Annotated in this window: 11 protein-coding genes; 5 read left to right on the top strand and 6 right to left on the bottom strand. The window is 65.7% G+C overall.

Going from position 1 to position 17,759, the window contains the following annotated elements:
• Positions 1-27: 27 nt before the first annotated feature.
• The 3 genes from ECTOBSL9_RS02450 to ECTOBSL9_RS02440 all read right to left on the bottom strand — a co-directional run bounded on the left by ECTOBSL9_RS02450 (position 28) and on the right by ECTOBSL9_RS02440 (position 5,864).
• A complete protein-coding gene (locus ECTOBSL9_RS02450) occupies positions 28-3,525 on the bottom strand; it encodes a translocation/assembly module TamB domain-containing protein (RefSeq protein ID WP_063463728.1) in 3,498 nt (1,165 codons plus the stop codon).
• Positions 3,522-5,201 carry an autotransporter assembly complex family protein gene (locus tag ECTOBSL9_RS02445; protein WP_063463727.1) on the bottom strand — a complete coding sequence of 560 codons (1,680 nt, stop codon included), beginning with the start codon at positions 5,199-5,201 and terminating at the stop codon, positions 3,522-3,524. Before ECTOBSL9_RS02445 ends, ECTOBSL9_RS02450 begins: the two co-directional genes overlap by 4 nt.
• Positions 5,202-5,471: 270 nt before the next feature.
• On the bottom strand, positions 5,472-5,864 hold the full coding sequence (locus ECTOBSL9_RS02440) for a hypothetical protein (RefSeq protein WP_063463726.1): 393 nt from the start codon (positions 5,862-5,864) through the stop codon (positions 5,472-5,474).
• 520 nt (positions 5,865-6,384) lie between these two features.
• On the opposite strand from ECTOBSL9_RS02440, the gene ECTOBSL9_RS02435 reads away from it, so the two are divergent.
• Positions 6,385-8,472, top strand: a complete 2,088-nt coding sequence (locus ECTOBSL9_RS02435) for a phage late control D family protein (RefSeq protein ID WP_168161523.1) — start codon at positions 6,385-6,387, stop codon at positions 8,470-8,472.
• Here the strand turns inward: ECTOBSL9_RS02435 and ECTOBSL9_RS02430 are convergent.
• The 3 genes from ECTOBSL9_RS02430 to ECTOBSL9_RS02420 form a co-directional block, all read right to left on the bottom strand.
• The gene (locus tag ECTOBSL9_RS02430; RefSeq protein ID WP_063463724.1) at positions 8,456-9,499 is read right to left on the bottom strand and encodes an ABC transporter ATP-binding protein; all 1,044 of its coding nucleotides are present in this window, start codon (positions 9,497-9,499) and stop codon (positions 8,456-8,458) included. The two genes, ECTOBSL9_RS02435 and ECTOBSL9_RS02430, sit on opposite strands and share 17 nt — an antisense overlap.
• The gene (locus tag ECTOBSL9_RS02425) at positions 9,483-11,174 is read right to left on the bottom strand and encodes an iron ABC transporter permease (protein WP_063463723.1); all 1,692 of its coding nucleotides are present in this window, start codon (positions 11,172-11,174) and stop codon (positions 9,483-9,485) included. Before ECTOBSL9_RS02425 ends, ECTOBSL9_RS02430 begins: the two co-directional genes overlap by 17 nt.
• Positions 11,175-11,317: 143 nt before the next feature.
• Complete coding sequence (locus ECTOBSL9_RS02420; protein WP_063463722.1) at positions 11,318-12,355, bottom strand: Fe(3+) ABC transporter substrate-binding protein; 1,038 nt, start codon at positions 12,353-12,355, stop codon at positions 11,318-11,320.
• A gap of 188 nt (positions 12,356-12,543) precedes the next feature.
• Between ECTOBSL9_RS02420 and ECTOBSL9_RS02415 the strand changes: the two genes are divergently transcribed.
• From ECTOBSL9_RS02415 to ECTOBSL9_RS02400, 4 genes are all read left to right on the top strand, one after another.
• On the top strand, positions 12,544-13,020 hold the full coding sequence (locus ECTOBSL9_RS02415) for a hypothetical protein (protein WP_063463721.1): 477 nt from the start codon (positions 12,544-12,546) through the stop codon (positions 13,018-13,020).
• An 84-nt stretch (positions 13,021-13,104) separates the two neighbouring features.
• Positions 13,105-15,537 carry a HEAT repeat domain-containing protein gene (locus ECTOBSL9_RS02410; protein ID WP_063463720.1) on the top strand — a complete coding sequence of 811 codons (2,433 nt, stop codon included), beginning with the start codon at positions 13,105-13,107 and terminating at the stop codon, positions 15,535-15,537.
• Positions 15,538-15,579: 42 nt separating this feature from the next.
• On the top strand, positions 15,580-16,674 hold the full coding sequence (locus ECTOBSL9_RS02405) for a type IV pilus twitching motility protein PilT (RefSeq protein ID WP_063463719.1): 1,095 nt from the start codon (positions 15,580-15,582) through the stop codon (positions 16,672-16,674).
• Between the two features lie 3 nt (positions 16,675-16,677).
• Positions 16,678-17,736, top strand: a complete 1,059-nt coding sequence (locus tag ECTOBSL9_RS02400; RefSeq protein ID WP_063463718.1) for a type IV pilus twitching motility protein PilT — start codon at positions 16,678-16,680, stop codon at positions 17,734-17,736.
• Positions 17,737-17,759 lie beyond the last annotated feature (23 nt).

Genomic DNA, 17,759 nt, shown 5'->3' with positions numbered 1-17,759 from the left:
CTCAGTGCGCGGTAACAGGGGGCTGGGTCAACGCTCCCGCCGGTAGAGCAGGTCCATGCTCTGGGCCTCGCTGCTGGACCGGGTCTCAAGGCTCAGGGTGCGGGTGAGCTGGTAACGCAGCATGACGGTATTCACCCGATCGAACAGGCCCACGCTGTAGCGCAGGAACAGGCGCGGCGAGAGGTATTTGCCCATCATCAGGGCCGAGTCCTCCAGTTCGGTGCCCGTGTCCACGGTAAACTCGTCCAGGCCCACCTCCTGGCCAATGCGGTCGGTGATGAAGCCGCCCCTTTCGATGCCGAACATGGCCACCGCCGCCACGATGTCGGTGGCCTCTCCCTCGCCAGCGCCCGACAGGGGGCGACCCGTCACCAGGAAGGCCAGCGCATCGCTGTCCTCCATGGAAGGCTCCGAGAAGACCCGGGAGCGAGGCTCTTCCAGAGTGCCGCCGATCTCCAGCCCCACGACCACGTCGTAGGCGGGCACGCGTCGGGAGGCCCGTATGTTCAGCCCCGGGTTCTCCGGCGGGCCCTGGAATACGATGATGCCCCGTTCCACGGTGAGATCCTGTCCATAGGCCTTGTAGCGCCCTTCAGCCACACGCACTTCGCCCACCAGTCGCGTGGGTCTGCCCGGCGAGTCCTGCACGGCGATGTCGCCGGTCAGGCGGGCGTCAAGGCCGTAGCCGCTGATGCGCACATCATCTCCCAGGATGATCCGCACCCGGGCGATCACCACCAGGGCCTCACCCGCCTCTTCCCCGTCATCCAGGATCAGCTCGTCCCGGGAGACGGACACCGCCTGGGGCGGCAGTTCCACCAGTTCCACCCGTGCCTCGGGAATCTCCACCTGACCGGTGACGATGGCCCGCTGCCCGATGAGGGTGATGCGCAGATCCGGGCTGACCAGGGCCTGCACATCGGGACGGCGCACGGCCTGGAAACGATCCCCACGCACGTTGATGATGATGGGCATGTCTTCGCCGTCCAGTTGCACCTCGCCGTCCACCTCCAGGGTGCCGGGACCGGAGCGCATGTCACCCTCGAACACCAGGCGTTCCAGACCCTCGTTGCGCAGTTCCAGGTTCAGGGCCTCCACGGTGATGCCCGCCTCGGTGATGAAGGCCGTGCCTTCGGTGAGGGTCAACAGGCCCTCGATGCGGGGATCTGCCGCGGTGCCGCCCACGGTCAGGTCCACCCGCAGGCGCCCGCCGGGGTCAGTCACCTGGGGAACCAGCGGCATCAGCCAGCGGAATTCGTCCAGGGCCACCTGGACGTCGCCGTCCAGGTCCAGGTCGCCATCGTCCCGTTGACGGGCATCCAGTCGGCCATCCACCTGACCGCCCTCCAGAAAGCCCAGCGCCAGGCGGGCGGTGATGTCCCGGTCCTCAACGAGTAGATCCACCTGCCCGTCCTGGTAGGGAATGATGTGTTCCTCGTCATCCAGGTCCCGCAGGCGGATCTCGCCAGCGCTGGGTTGCACCCGCGCCTCAAGCCATAGCTGATCGTCCAGGCGCAGCCTGGCCGTGGCCCCGAGCGAGCCATCAACGCGCAGGTTGGGGGGCAGGAAGGGATTCAGAATCTGCAGGGAGAGATCGGTCAGTTGCAGGTCGGCCGAGGCGCCCGCCTCGGCCGACCAGTTGCCGTCCAGGCACAGGCGGCCCTGGTTCTGTATCAGGCAGAGGCTGTCCTCCAGGCCTGCCGCCTGGGGGGAAGCATTGAGGCCCACGGCGGTTTCCAGTTGCCAGGTACCTGCCTGGGGCTGATCCAGGTCCAGGCGGGTGAGCTGGCCCGCCCAGGCGGGCCCCTCGTCCAGGGCGCCGTCCAGGGTGAGACCCAGTTGACCCTGATCCGCCTCCAGGTCCAGGTTGATCTCATGGGCCTGCGCTGTGCCGCGACCCTGCAGGCTGAGGCTGGTCAGTTCCAGATCCTGACCAAGCCGCAGGTCGCGAGCTTCCAGGTCCAGGCGCATGGGGCTGTCGGGGCTCACCCCGGCCTCCAGGTCCAGATCCAGTCGAGCCAGGGAGAGATTCCCCAGGCCCAGGTCGCGGATGTCTGCCCGGGCGGAGACCACCGGGGCCTCCAGGGGACCGCTCACCTGTCCGCTGGCGATCACCCTGCCTTCCAGTCCTGGCCACAGGGCAGGCAGGTCCGGGGCGTTGAGGTCAAAGTCCAGCGCCAGGGTGTCGCTCACCTGACCGCGGGTGCTCAGGCGATTATCACCCACCCCCAGTCTCAGCCCGGGGATGTTAAGGGTGTTACCGGCGATGGCCACCTGACCCTGGCCAGTCACGGGATAGTCACGCAGTTGACCCGCCAGGCGTTGCAGGTCCACCTGGGCCACCACCCCCTGTTCCGGATCCAGACGCCCCCGGGTATGCAGGTCCAGGTTGAGGCGACCGGTCAGGTCCGCCACGAACTCGGCGGGATTCAGGTCCCGGCCACGGACTTGCAGCGCCCAGTCCGGATCGTCGACCCAGCCCAGGCGACCGGCCACTTCCAGGTTGCCGGCCGGACTGCTGACGGACAAGGGGGCCAGATTCAGGGATTCCAGGTTCCCATCGGCGGTGAGCGCCAGGTTCAGGGCGGGCAGGTCGGTGACCTGCAGGGCTGTGCGCAGGCCCAGTTCATAGGCCTCCAGGCCACCCTGTGTGGTCAGGGTGCCCGAGGCCACGGACAGGCGCTGTTCGGGTGCCAGATCCAGCTCGAAGGGTTCCCACTGGTGGGTCAGGTCAAGATGGAGATCGGTGATCGGTTGATCGATGCGACCGGCGCTGAGCAGGGACACCGGGCCCAGCAGCCGGTGATGGATCGCCAGGCTGCCCAGGTCCCCCTCCAGGGCCAGTCGCCCGTGGGCGGGTTCGTCCGGGAAGAGCTCCAGGGCGGCCTCGGGCAGATCCAGCTGCCAGTCCAGCGACAGGGCAAGAGGGTAAGGTTGGGCCAGGGCCGCGCGGCCGGAGGCCCGGACCTGGATGTCGGGCGTCTGGACGTCCAGATCACGGATCAGGGCACGCTCGGCATCCAGATGCAGGCTCAGGCGCACCGCGTCCACGAGGATCGGTTCGGCCTGCTCCTGGGTGCGAAAGCGGATGTTCTGAATCACCGCCTGGGTCAGATCCACCGTGACCGGCATGGGAATGGCATCGGGCAGGGTGAAGGGCGCGTCCGGATCCGACGGTGGCGCGTCGGGATCCGGCGTGAGAATGAGATCCAGGCCCTGGGCATCCAGTGCATTGATATGCACCGCCAAGCCTGCCAGTGGCAGCAGTTCCATCTGCAGGTCGAGACTTTCCAGGGTGGCGGTCAGGGCCTCGTGGGTATAGACCACCCCCCCGGCCCGCAGGCCGGTGAGCAGGGTGCCGCTCACCTGTTCGATGCGCAGTTCCCCCGGCACAAAGCCCACGCCCTGCTTCACCACCAGGCGGGCGCCGGGTTCGGTGGCCACCAGGGCCGTCACCAGGCCGGTGACCAGGACCACCAGCAGCAACAGCATCACGACAAGGCTGATCAGGACGCGGCGTATCACAGATCCATCCCCATGGTCAGGTGCAGCCGGAAGCTGTCATCGCCATCGGTGGGATGGGCGATATCCACCCGGATCGGCCCGATGGGCGAGCGCCAGCGCACGCCGGCCCCGACGCCGTACTTGGCGTTGTAGTCATCCAGGCGCTCGAAGGCATTACCGCCGTCCACGAAGACGGCGCCACTCCATTGACCGATGATGGGATACTCGGCCTCCACGCTACCGGTGATGAAATGCCGTCCACCGATCACCTCGCCGTCATCATTGGTGGGCCCCAGCTTTTGGTAACCGTAGCCGCGCACGCTGTTGTCGCCGCCGGCGAAGAACCGCACGGAGCTGGGCAGCTCGGCAAATTCATCCACTGCCGTGGTGCCGGCATCTGCCCGGGTGAGCAGGCGCCCCTGGCCCAGGGGCGTGATCAGCTTGGCCCGACCCGTGGCCTGGCCGAAGGTGACGGTGGAGAGCAGATCTTCGGATGCGCCGCGTACGTTGGCGCTCAGGCGCCAGCCCTGGCGCGGGAAGATGGGGTGATCCGCCTGGATACGGGACCATTCCAGGCCGGGGGTCAACAGCCTTGAGGTGCCCCGGGTATCGGAGATCTTGTAATCCTCGTGCTCGTAGCGCAGGAATCGGGTATGGGTCCAGCCCGAGGGTCTTTGCTGGATGTGGGCCACGCCCACGGTGAACAGATCCCCGTCGGCGGTGTCGGTGCTTTCGGTCTGATACCCGGCGGTGAGATCCAGTCGTTCCCGGGCCGGGTCCCCCAGGGGGATCTGATAGTTGAGGCCGATACTGGAACGCACCGGTGACAGTTCCAGATCTGCGCCGTAGCGGTGCCCGGATAGATTGGCTCGGTGATTTTCCAGGCCCAGACGCAGCCGGGGGCCGATATCCGTGCTCACCCCCACGCCGGCCAGATAGGACCATTTGTTGCGGGCGCCCAGGGTGGCCGTGATGGGTATTTCCAGATCCTCGGCATCCTCCGGGTGGGTATCCACGCGCACATCGGAGAAATAACCGCTGTCGATGAACGCCTGCTGCATCTGGATCAGGCGTCGACTCTCAAAGTCGCTCCCCTGCTGGAAGGGAACGAATTTCTGGGCCAGTTCATCGTGGAGGATGTCCTGCTCCAGACTGACCGGACCAAAGCGGTAACGCGGGCCGCTGTCCATGTGCACCACCACGTCGGCGGCCTGCTCGCTGACCTGGACCCGGATCTGGGTGGTGGTGAAGCGGGCATCAAAATAACCACGGGATGAGGCCAGTCGGTTCAGGCCGCCCTTGATCTGCTCGTACTGGTTGTGGCGCAGGCGCTGGCCTTCACGCAGGGGCAGCTCGCGCAGGTATTCCTGGAAGGCAGAATCCTCATTGGCGGCGCCGCTCAAGGCCACATCCATGGAACGGATGCGTACCGGCGGACCCGGGTCCACCTGGACATTCAGTCGCCAGCAGTCGTCGATGCGTTGGAAATCGATGTCCATCTGGGGGCTGTAATAGCCCAGGGCCCGCAGGGCGTTGCGGGCATCCTCCCGGGCCGCCCTCACCAGCGGGCGTTCCCGCCAGGGGGGCAGGTCACAGCCTTCGCGGGCAAGCCCCAGGTGGGCGCGAATGTTATCCCGAATCTCGCTGTCGCCGCCGGTGATTTCCACCCTGGGGTTGCCCCACGCACTCGACATCATTAAGAGCAGGAGGACTCCCGCCAACGACGCCGTCAGCCGGATCCTGGGACGTGAACGCCGCGAAGGATGGATGGAGAATTCAGGGGTGAGGGCGGGTGTCATGGGGCGCTTGATGATCCTTTGCCATCGGACACCGGGAGGGTCGCTTGGTTCACGTGGAAGCGGGGCCGGGTCCTTGGTGATGCAACCAAGGATAACTCATGGATATGGGGTATGCCTCCTGCGAGGCCACCCGGTGTTTACCGCGCTGGCCTCGCCGGGGCAGGGGAGTCAGCCCTGTAGCTGACGTCTCTGCAGGTTGCGGGGGTCGTGACGGCGATGGTTGAGGATGACCACCACGCCCTGTCTTTTGCCCTCCGGCAGGGACTGGACGATGGCACGACCCAGATGGCGGGGCAGGCGCTCGAACAGACGGGCGACGGTATAGGTGGGCAGGCCGCCAGCCAGGCGCACGGCATCCTGCTGGGGGATGTGCTGGAGAACACCGATCTGGGATGACTCGGCCAGTTTCAGAAACCGGGTGCGGGCAGCCTGGTAATGCCCTTGTCTGACGGCCCGGTCCACAGTCTGCAGTGCGGGGTCCTGGCGCTCATCTATCCAGTGGATGGCCTGGTTGTGGCTGGTTTCGAAGCGGTCATTGGCCTTGGTCATCATCTCGGTCATCTCATCGTTTCCTTCTTGCCCGGGGGCGTGCTGCGCGGTCTGGCGGATGTGGCAACGGGCGGAGGGTGGGGAGAGATGATCCCGATATCAATGCCACATCACCACGGCACCGGCCGGGCCGGGCGTGGGGACGTGAAGTCGGGGGTCGGGCTCTCCCGTGCGTGCCGGATGGCGGCGCCTGGGGGGAGGGCCCGGGAAGGTCAGATGACCATTGCGGGGCGCTCGTCCCGATGGACGCTGCACACCATCCTGGGCAAGGCCGGAAGGGCCGCCGCGCGTGTGCCGTTTGTACTGCAACTGTCCATACGAGAGGTGAATCCTCTATTGCCTCACAAAGGCCCCCGGGCAGGGTTTGCAACCTGTTCAGGGAGGCGGACGGGGTGGCTGTGGGCCATTGTTCGCATCCCTCCGGGAACGGGCGCCACCATAACGCTTCGGGACGCATTTTTGAAGAGCTTTTAGGGGCTTTTTTCATGTCATTCGTCTGCCCTTCAAAGCCATGCCCGGCGGTGATATGTTCATGCCTTATCCCACGGACCAGGGAAGCCCTTCGATGCCCATGGATGTGCCCATCAAACACCCCCATCACGCCCGTTCATCCCGGGTTGCCCCGGGCCTGACCTTGCGCCTGACCCTGGGCGGCCTGGATCTGCCCGTCGTGGCCCTGCGGCTGCGCGAGGGGCTGTCCCGTATCACCCGCATGGAGGTGGATGTGATCCACTCCGGGCCGGCCTGTCTGGAGCGTCTGGGGTCATCGGCCCGTTTGATGCTGTCTGCCGCACCCGGCCCTGTGCGTGACTGGCAGGGCATCCTGATGGCCTGTCGCCCCAGTGGTATGGCTGAGGATGTGGGGCGACGCTGGCGCCTGTCCCTGCGCAGCCGCCTGGCGGGACTGACCCTGCATCGCCACACCCGCCTGTTCACCGGCCTGGATGCGGTGGACCTCGCCCGTGAACTGCTGGAACCGCTGGGGGTGGCGGTGGACGCCGGGCATCTCACCCTGGATCACCCGCGTCGCGGGGCCATCCTGCAGGCGGACGAGAGTGACGCCGATCTGCTCTTCCGGGTGCTGGCCCGGGCCGGGATCCACACACGGCTGGCCGCGGTCGAGGGCATGGAGACGCTGCGACTGGCAGATGGCATGGATGCCAGCGAGCCCCGGGTGCTGGACTGGCTGGGACCCTCCCGTGGTTGGGGGGATCGAGCCCCGGGGGTTCTGAGTGCCCGGGAGCATCATCGCCAGGTCTGCCGACAGATACGCGTGCGGGGCCGGCTGGCAGATGGCCGGCCCTGCGAGACCTTGGCAGACACCGGGCATGGCGAAGGGATTCAAGATCATCCGGGCTGGGGGCTGCATGACAGCCGAAGCCTGGAATGGCGTGCACGTTTCCTGGCTCAGCGCGAGGCCTGTCGGGCTCGCACATTGTTGCTGGAGACCACGGTGCCGGATCTGGAGCCCGGTGAGCGGGTGCGGATATCTGCACCGGACCACCCCTCAGTCCCCTCGGGGGTCTGGCGTGTGGAGTCCGTGCTGCATCGGGTGCACTCCGATGCATCGGGTCGATGGGCCTATCGCAATCGGGTACGGCTGTGCCCTGGTGATGCCTCCTATCGACCCGCCGAGCCTCGTCGTCACGGGGCGGTGCCGGATATGCTGCAGGCCCGGATTCAGGGATTGAATGGCCCGGATCAGGATGAGGCCGGGCGCCAGCGGGCCCGTGGCCTGTTCGAGGATGCGGGCCTCATGGAGCCTGACAGGGGGCCCCGCTGGGCGCGCCTGACCCCTTATGCCGCTCCACCCGGGCAGGACGGGCAGGCCAGTGGCTGGCATGCGCCGCTGCATCCCGGTCAACCCGTGAGCCTGATGATCCTGGGCGGTGATCCGGATGGTTTTGCAGTGATCGCCGGAGCCGGGTTCGATGGGGCTCATGCCAATCCGGTGAACGCCCGGGATGACACGGCGAACCGCTACCGCAGTGCCGGCGGTCACACCCTGCTGATGGACGATCGGGAGGGGAGGGCGCTACTGAGGCTGTTCACCCGCGACGAGCAGCACCTGCTGGCCCTGGATGCCCACGCGGATGCGGCCACGCTGTCCCTGATCTGCCGCCAGGGGGCGCTGATCGCCACCACCGGTGGTTGCCTGCACATCCGCTGCGGCGGTGACCTGGATGCGCGGGCCGGCGGCGATCGACACGAGCGCGTGGCCGGCGAGTCCTCGGTTCAGGTCGCGGGACCATGTCTCCATGGGGCTGCGGCTGACTGGCGTGGGCGCGCCCGTCGACACGTGGCCATGGTCAGTGAAGGAGGGCTGCAGGCATCGGCCGCCCGAGGGTTGAACCTCTCCAGCGGTGACCGGGTGGTCCTGGAGGTGGTCGCGGGTGACGGCCGCTGGCAGGTGGAAGGGGACGTGTCCCTGTGGGCAGACCGGGATCTGCATATCCGATCCCGCGGTGGGCACCCCATCGTCATCGGCACCCCCGAGGCGGGGATCACCCTGTTGCCGGCCCGTGGTGTGGTGATCCTCCATGGGCGTGCCATCCATCTGGCGGGTCCGGCCGTGCACCTGCGGGGCCGGGTGGAGCATCACCTCAGCGGGGGAAGATGACCAGGTGATTGAAGCCCAGTTTGAGGGGGATGCGTTCCCCCAGGGCGAAGTTGTAATGGGAGGGGGTCAGGCACAGCACCCGGGTGCCGCTGCCCAGTCGCAGGTTGTACAAGAAGCTGGCGCCACGAAAGGCCTTGTCCATCACCTCCCCGAAAACCTCGCTGTCGTCATCGGGCATGATGTCGTCGGGTCTGACCAGGACATCCACCGGGGCCCCGGGGCTGCAGTTCTGGGGGACATTGCCGGTGATGGTGCCCAGTTCCGTCTTCACCTCGTGCTCGCTGAGCACCTGGCCGGGGAGCATGCGGCCCTGGCCGATGAAGTCGGCCACGAAACGGTCCTGAGGCTTGTGGTAAAGGTTGTAGGCGGTGTCCCACTGCAGCACCCGGCCGGCGTGGATCACGGCGATGCGGTCGGCGAAGGCAAAGGCCTCGTTCTGGTCATGGGTGACCAGCATGGCGGTGATTTCCTCCTGCTTGAGGATGGCCCTGACCTCCCGGGCCAGGCCCTCGCGCAGTTCCACATCCATGTTGGAGAAGGGCTCATCCAGCAGCAGCACGCGGGGGCGAGGCGCCATGGCCCGGGCGACGGCGATGCGCTGCTGCTGCCCGCCGGAAAGGGCGTGGGGGTAGGCCTCACCATAGCCGTCCATGGAGATCAGGCCCAGCAGTTCCGTGACCCGCTGACGGCGCTGGGCAGCCGTTTGGCCGCGGATGCCAAAGGCGATGTTCTCGGCCACGGTGAGGTGCGGGAACAGGGCGAAATCCTGGAAGACCATGCCCACCTGGCGACGCTCCGGCGGCTGGGTGCGGCCCGGGCGACTCACCTCCTGGCCATCAAGCCGGATCTGGCCGTCACTGATGGGCTCGAAGCCGGCAATGGAGCGCAGCAACGTGGTCTTGCCGCAGCCGCTGGGGCCCAGCAGGCAGCCAATGACGCCGGTGTTCAGGTTCAGGGTGACATCGTGGACGACGTTGGTACCGTCGTAGCCCACGCTGACGTGGTCGATCTCAAGCAGGCGTGTCATGTCCGGGTCTTGAGCGGCTGATGGTGCGGCTGATCAGGATCACGGGGATGATCCCGACCAGGACGATGGCCAGAGCGGCACTGGCGGAGTCCGCCAGACGCTCATCCGAGGCCAGCTCGAAGGCGCGCACCGCCAGGGTGTTGAAGTTGAAGGGGCGCAGTATCAAGGTGGCGGGCAGTTCTTTCAAGACATCCACGAACACCAGCAGCAGGGCGGTGAGGATGCTGCCGCGCATGATGGGCATGTGCACGCGCCTGAGCACGGTGCGTGGCCCGGAGCCCAGGGAGCGGGCGGCATCGTCCATGGAGGGCTTGATCTTGGCCAGGCCTGCATCGATCGTGTTCAGGGAGACGGCCAGAAAACGCACGCAATAGGCAAACACCAGGGCTACCAGCGTGCCGGAGAGGATCAGCCCTGTGGAAATGCCAAAGGCCTCGCGCATGAAGCTGTCGACGGTGTTGTCGATCCAGGCGAAGGGCAGCATGATCCCCACGGCGATCACGGTGCCCGGAATGGCGTAGCCCATGCTGGCGACGCGCACGGCGGCGTTGGTGGTCCGGGAGGGCCCCAGGCGCTTGCCGTAGGCCATGATCAGGGACAGAAACACCGCCAGCACCGCGGCAATGGCCGCGAGAGACACACTGTTCCACACCAGACCCAGGAACTGCGGCTGCATCCACATGTGGGTGGTCTTCATAGCCCACTGGAACAACTGGGTGGAAGGCACCAGGAATCCAAGCACGATGGGCAGCAGGCAGGCGACCAGGGCGCCGGTGCGGGCCCAGCCCTTGAGGCGGTAGCGGGGCAGGCGGGAGTAGCGGGCGCTGGTGTGATGGAACCTGGCGCGGCGCCGGGAATAGCGCTCCAGCACGATCAGCACCAGCACAAAGGTCATCATCAGGGCCGCCAGTTGCGCTGCGGCCCCCGGGTCGCCCAGGCCGAACCAGGTGCGGAAGATGCCGGTGGTGAAGGTGGGAATCCCGAAATACTCCACCGTGCCGTAGTCGGCCAGGGTTTCCATCAGGGCCAGGGTGAGGCCGGTGATGATGGCTGGGCGCGCCAGGGGCAGGGCCACGCGCCGAAAACCCGCCCAGGGGCTGGACCCCAGGGTGCGGGAAACCTCCAGCACACAGATGGACTGTTCCAGGAAGGCGGCCCGGCTGAGCAGATACACATAGGGATAGAGCACCAGCGTGAGCATGGCGATGGCGCCGGGCAGGGAGCGGATCTCCGGGAACCAGTAATCCCCGTATCCCCAGCCGGTGAGATCGCGGATCTGCATCTGCACCGGTCCGGCGAAGTCCAGCATGCCGGTGTAGGTGTAGGCGATGATGTAGGCGGGCATGGCCAGGGGCAGTAGCAGGGCCCATTCAAAGATGCGCCTGCCCGGGAAGTCGCACATGCTCACCAGCCAGGCAGTGGGCACGCCGATGAGCAGCACGCCCACGCCCACGCCCAGCATCAGCACCAGCGAGTTGACCACGTAATCCTGCAGCACGGTTTGCCGCAGGTGCAGCCATACCTCCGAGGCAGGGATGAACACGTGAGCAAAGATCACCAGGATGGGCAGGGAGAGCACGCCGGCGATCAGCAGGGTGCTGAGGGTCCAGCCATCGGGCCTGCGCAAGCGCGCACGGGGCATCGTCCCCGCAAGGGTGGCCAGGGCCGATCTCATGAAGCGCTTTGGTCGTGGTTCATGGGCATGGGGATGTTAAAAGATGGATATGTTAACGCGTTGCGGCTCTGAACACAGCCTGCAAGCAAAAACCCCTCTCCCGATCGGGGAAAGGGGCTGGGGTGAGGGGCAGGATCAGGCCGTTACCGCCAGTTCACACGGTCCATCAGCCGCACGGCCTGGGCATTGTATTCACCCAGACGACCCAGGTTGACGGAATCGGCTTCAAAGTCCCCCAGGTCGGATAAGGTATTGCTCCACTCCACGCCGGCTTTCACCGGGTATTCCTGGTTGGCCTCGGCATACCACTGCTGGGCGCGGTCACTGGCCATGAACTCCATGAGCTTCACCGCGTTATCCACGTTTTCAGTATGAGTGATCAGGCCAGCACCGCTCACGTTCACATGGGTGCCCCGGTCTTCCTGGTTGGGCCAGAAGACGCCGATGGCCTCGGCCGCGGCCCGCTCGGCATCGTCACTGGAGTTGAGCATCTGACCGAGGTAGTAGGTGTTGGCGATGGCGATGTTGCACACGCCGGCGGCGGCGGCGCGGATCTGATCCCGGTCGCCCCCGCGAGGCGGTTGGGCCATGTTGGCCACCAGTCCCCGGGCCCAGTCTTCGGTCTCGGCCTCGCCGTGGGCGATGATCATGGAGGCCACCATGGACTGGTTGTACACATTGCTGGAGGAGCGTATGCAGATGCTGCGTCTCCATTGCTCATCCGCCAGGGCCTCGTAGGTGGAGAGTTGCTCCGGGTCCACCTTGCCCTTCACATACATGATGGGGCGGGCGCGCATGGACAGTCCGTACCAGTAGCCATCGGGGTCACGGTAACTCTCCGGTATGGCTTCCTTGAGTACCTCCGACTCGATCGGGCGGAGCACGCCAGCCTCCTTGGCACTGTACAGGTTGCCCGCATCCACGGTGATCAGCACATCGGCGGGGGTGTTACGGCCCTCGCTGCGCAGGCGCTGCAGCAGGGCGTCGGCCCGGGCGCTGACAATGTTGACGCGAATACCGGTCTTTTCGGTAAATTCATCCATCAGGGGTTTGATCAGGGCTTCCTGCCGGGCCGAGTAGACGTTCACTTCGCCATCGGCCAGGGCCGGCAGGGGCAGGGTGAGTGCAGTCACGGCGGCCACGGCAAGGCTGGCCAGTGCGGTGATGGGGCGTTTGATCATGGGCGGGGTCACTCCCTATCTTGAAGGTGCGGTACTCGGCTGAGCCCGAATTAAACAAGAACGATTGTTATTTTGTTTTGCGTCCATGTCAACAAGATCCGCGTGTCGGTCTTCGTCAGCGCTGGATGTTTGCGGCATACTGTCCTGTCATCCGTCGATGATCTCCAGATCCTCCATAGGGGGCACCCGTGGACAAAGAAGCGCTGAAGATTCCCAAGAAGCTCAAACCGGTCAAGGTTTGGGTGCATCCTGATGGCCTGGTCGTGGGCTCCCTGTTCGTGCATCTGCAGAGTGCCCAGTACGCGGGTGAGGAGACACCAGCGGAGATCCTCAACGGGGCCGAGCCCTTCTTCGTGATCCAGTGCGGCGAGGATGAGACGCGCTTCTATAACAAGCACTCGGTGGTGCGGGTGGAGCACGAGGTGGATGCCCCCGGGCCCGACGATAGCGGCGTCTGCCTGGGCGCGCGGCTGCATCTCATGGACGGCTCGAACCTCACAGGCACCATCCGGGAGTTGCTGGATCCGCAAAACGCCCGCCTCTACGACTACATCAACATCCACGATCAACGCTTTGTGCGCCTGTTCCTGTCGGACACGGAAGTCACGCTGGTGAACAAGGCCTACATCGTGCGCGTCTCGCCCGATGATAGCCCCCGGGACTGAGCGCCTGTGTGCCCCGTGGGGTCCCGGCAAACGGGGTGATGCCACCCCGCGCCTGCCCGCCAGGGGCTTCGCGAGGAACTGCCCATGAGCGTGTTCAGCGATTTTCGTGCCGAACGCCAGATCCAGCGCCTGCTGGAGGCGGCGGATCTGGACGAGGCGGAAGCGCAAAAGCGCCTGAACAAGCTGAGGTCCCTGGGGGAAGCCGGTGTGCGGCGCCTGCTGCATGGGCTGGCCGATGCCTCGGGTGACGGTCTGTCCCGCACCATGGAACTGCTGCGGCGCCTGGTGAACGATGCAACCCTGCCGGTCTTCCTGCAGGCCCTGGCCGACATCAATCAGACCCGGGTGGACCGGGTTGCCCAGGTGCTTGAGGGCGCCAGTGGGTTCGACCCCAGTCCCCTGGCCCGTGCCTTTCGTGACCCCGCCGTGTCCAAATCGGCCCTGGTGCGGGTGCTGCATGCCCACCGGCACCGGCTCAATGCCAGCCTGCTGTTGCGCGAGGCGTATGACCTGCAGCCGGTGGACCGCAATGCCCTGTTCCGCGTGGTGGACGAGGTGGCCGACGAGTCAGTGCTCCCCGACCTGGTGAGTCGGGCCTCCGGGAAGGATCCGGTGATCCGGCGCATGGTGGTCAGGGTGCTGCGACGCTTTGATACCCCTCAGGTGCGCGCCATCCTGCAGGAACGGCTCAGTGACGAGGACAAGGGGGTGCGCGGCGCCGCCCTGGAGGCGCTGATGGCCATGGGGGCGGTGGACATGGATGCCGCCTCCCTGTGCACCCTGCTGCATGATCCGGACATCAACGTGCAGCACAAGGCCATCGACGCCATCATCCAGCTGGACGACCCCCACATCATGCGTCACTTATTGCCGGTGCTGCAGGATGACTCGGAGTATGTACGCCGGGCCGCCGTGGAGGTGCTCAATGGTGTGGGTAACGCCAGCAACATCAAGGAACTGCTGGTTTCCATCAAGGATGAGGACTGGTGGGTGCGAGCCCGTTCCGCCGATGCCCTGGCGCAGATTGGTGGGCCCCGGGTGGTGCGGGCAGTGGTGGAACTGATCCGTGACGAGGATGAGTTCGTGCGCCGCTCGGCGGTGGAGATCCTCAATTCCACCCGTGACGAGACGGCCCTGACCTATCTCATTGATGCCCTTGAGGACTCTGACTGGTGGGTGCGGGAGCGCGCCGTGGATGCCCTGGGTAGTATCGGCAACGCCTCGGCGGTGCCGGCCTTGCTGAAGATGCTGGATCGGGACGCCGATGCGGCCCCGGTGGTGGTGCGTAACCTGGCCCGTCTGCAGGATGACCGGGCGGTGGAGCCCTTGATGCGGCATCTGGCAGGCAATGATCGTTCGGTGCGCCTGGAAGCGGTGAATGCCCTGGTGGAACTGGCCGATGCCCGCACGGCTCCCGAAGTTCTCAGGGCCATCCAGCAACACACGGCGGATGCCGACGGTGAGTTGCAGGACATGGCGCGGGATGCCAGTGCCCGGCTGGAGGCCCGGTTTGCCATTTCTTCGCTGGGGCAGGGGGTCTCCGGCCAGGCCCTGCCTGAAGCCACCTCCATTCTGGATGGCGATACAGGACAGATGGCCCTCACCCTGGGCGGCGCAGACGAGACCGCGGCGGGCACCCGTCGCCTGAGCGCCCATGGTGGCGGCTTGAACCTGGAGACCCTCAGGCCGGGGGAAATGCTGGGAGAGCGCTACCGCTTCATCCGCCGTGTGGGCAAAGGGGCCTTTGGCACCGTGCTGCTCATGGACGATGTGATGATCTCCGAGACCATCATCCTCAAGGTCATGAACCCGCAGCTGGCTGCCGATGAAGAGATGATCAAGCGCTTCGTTCAGGAACTGCGCCTGTCCCGCAAGATCACCCACGAGAACGTGATCCGCATCTACGATTTCCTGACGGTGCAGGGGGTGCTGGCCATCTCCATGGAGTATTTCCCGTCATCCACCCTGGGTGTGGTCCTCAAGCAGGAGCGCCCCATGCCCCAGGACAGGGCCGTGGGGTTCGCCGCCTGCATTGCATCCGGCATCGGTGCTGCCCACGAGGTGGGCGTCATCCATCGGGATCTCAAGCCGGGCAATGTGCTCATCAACAACAGGGAACAGGTCAAGATCGTGGACTTCGGTATCGCCTCGGTGACCGGTTCGGCGGACACCCGCCTCACCCGCACCGGTATCCTCATCGGCACCCCCAAATACATGGCCCCGGAGCAGGTGACCGGCCGCAAGATCACCCACAGCGCCGACATCTATGCCCTGGGGGTGATGCTTTACGAGATGATCACCGGTGAGGTGCCCTATAGCGGTGAGGACCAGATGGCCATCATGTATCAGCATGTGCAGGGACAGGCGACACCGCCCCATGAGATGAACCCGCAGATAGACCGCGAGCTCAGTGCCATCGTCATGACGATGATGGCGGTGGACCCCGGGGACCGCTTCCCCACCATGCGGGATGTGCGCAAGACTCTGCTAGAGTTCCAGCAAGAGCGGCGGGTCTGATGGCCTGCGCGGCTGGATTGGTTGCCTGAACGAGACCTCGCCATGCCCAGAATCGACGCCTTTCTCAAACTGGCCCGGGAACAGGGGTGTTCCGATCTGCACCTGGCGGTGGGGGTGCCTCCCATGTTGCGCATGAACGGCGAGCTGATGCCCATCCGTTTTCGCGACCTGGGCGATCGGGAACTGGAGGCCTATGTGATGGAGATCCTCACCCCGGCCCAGAAGGATCGGTTTCGGGGCGGGGACGACCTGGATTTTTCCTATGTAAACGACGAGGTGGGCCGGTTCCGGGCCAACCTGTTCCGCAAGGCCACCGGGGTGGGGGCCACCTTCCGGCACATCCCGGCCCAGGTACCTTCCCTGGAGAGCCTGGGGCTGCCGCCGGTGGTGACCCGGATGGTGGATCATCACCAGGGCATGGTGCTGGTGACCGGCTCCACGGGGACCGGCAAGTCCACCACCCTGGCGGCCATCATCGATTACATCAACACCCGGCGTGCGGTGAACATCATCAGCCTGGAAGATCCGGTGGAGTTCGTGCACCGCTGCAAGCGGGCCCAGGTGATCCAGCGGGAGGTGGGGACCCACGTGCCCAGCTATGCCAAGGGCTTGCGGGCGGCCCTGCGTCAGGACCCGGACGTGATCCTGGTGGGTGAGCTCAGGGACGTGGATTCCATCATCATGTCCATGGTGGCCGCCGAGACGGGCCATCTGGTGCTGGGCACCCTGCACACCACCTCGGCGGTCAAGACCATCGACCGTATCCTGGATGCCCTGCCACTGGAGCAGCGCGAGCAGGGCAAGACCTTTCTTTCCCAGAACCTGCATGGCGTGGTCACGCAGAACCTGGTCAAGTCAGCCGATGGCCGGGGGCGTCGGGCCATCGTGGAGTGCCTGGTGATGAACCGGGCCATTGCACGCATGGTCATGTCCGACAAGGTGCACCAGATCCCCTCGCAGATGCAGACGGGCCGGGACCAGGGCATGCAACTCCTGGATCAGGCCCTGCTGGAGGCCATACAGCGCAATGAAGTGGATCCCGACGATGCCTACCAGTATGCCACCGACAAGCAGGCCTTCCAGCGGTTCGTCACCGACTCCAGCCTGTTGCCCCGGATCAACCTGGCGGGAGGGTGAGTGATGCATCAGGTGGATGGTTATCTGCGGGAGCTGATTGCGCGGGGGGGCTCGGATCTGCACCTGATCGGCGGGGACCCGCCGCGTGTGCGCATCAACGGCGAGTTGGAGAATCTGTCCGACGAGGCTCTCACCTCCCAGGTGGTGAATGATCTCACCGCGGAGATCCTGCCCAATGCGGCGCGCCAGACCTTCGAACGGGAGGATGGGGCCGATTTCGCCTATGCCATCGAGGATCTGGCACGTTTTCGTGTGAACCTCTCCCGGCATCTCAACGGCCTGGCGGTGGTCTTTCGTTCCATCCCCGCCCGGGCCCTGTCCCTGGACGAGCTGAAGATGCCGCCGGTGATCGCCAGCCTGGGCATGCAGCGCCACGGCCTGATTCTGGTGACCGGCAAGACGGGGTCGGGGAAGTCCACCACCCTGGCGGCCCTGGTAAACGACATCAATGAGCGTCGTCGCGGTCATATCATCACCATTGAAGACCCCATCGAGTTCATCCACGAGCGCAAGCGCTGCCTGATCAGCCAGCGTCAGCTGGGCCTGCACACGCCCAGCTTTGCAGCCGCCCTGCGCTCAGCACTGCGCGAGGACCCCGACGCCATCCTGGTGGGGGAAATGCGTGACCTGGAGACCATCTCCCTGGCGGTGACGGCGGCCGAGACGGGCATCCTGGTGCTGGGCACCCTGCACACCAACGGGGCCGCCGCCACGGTGGATAGGGTCATCAATGCCTTTCCGGCCATGAAGCAGGCGCAGATCCGCACCATGCTCTCCACCTCGCTCAGGGGGGTGATCTCCCAGCAGCTGGTGCGACGGGCCGATGGCGGTGGCCGTGTGGCTGCGGTGGAAATCCTGGTGAACACGCCCGCCGTGGCCAATCTGGTGCGCGAGGGCAAGACCGACCAGCTGCCCGGCACCATGCAGTCCGGCGCGTTGGTGGGCATGCAGACCATGGATACCGCCCTGCGGCGATTGGTGGATTCAGGCCAGGCCAGTCCCGAGGAAGCCCGGCATCATGCGATCAACAAGTCCGACTTTGGCGGCAGTGCGCCGCCTTGAACCCCCGAACCCCTTGCTCTCGA

Source organism: Ectothiorhodospira sp. BSL-9, from assembly GCF_001632845.1.
GTDB lineage: Bacteria > Pseudomonadota > Gammaproteobacteria > Ectothiorhodospirales > Ectothiorhodospiraceae > Ectothiorhodospira.
The sequence above is the reverse complement of the archived record's forward strand: the minus strand, read 5'-3'. Positions and strand labels throughout refer to the sequence as shown.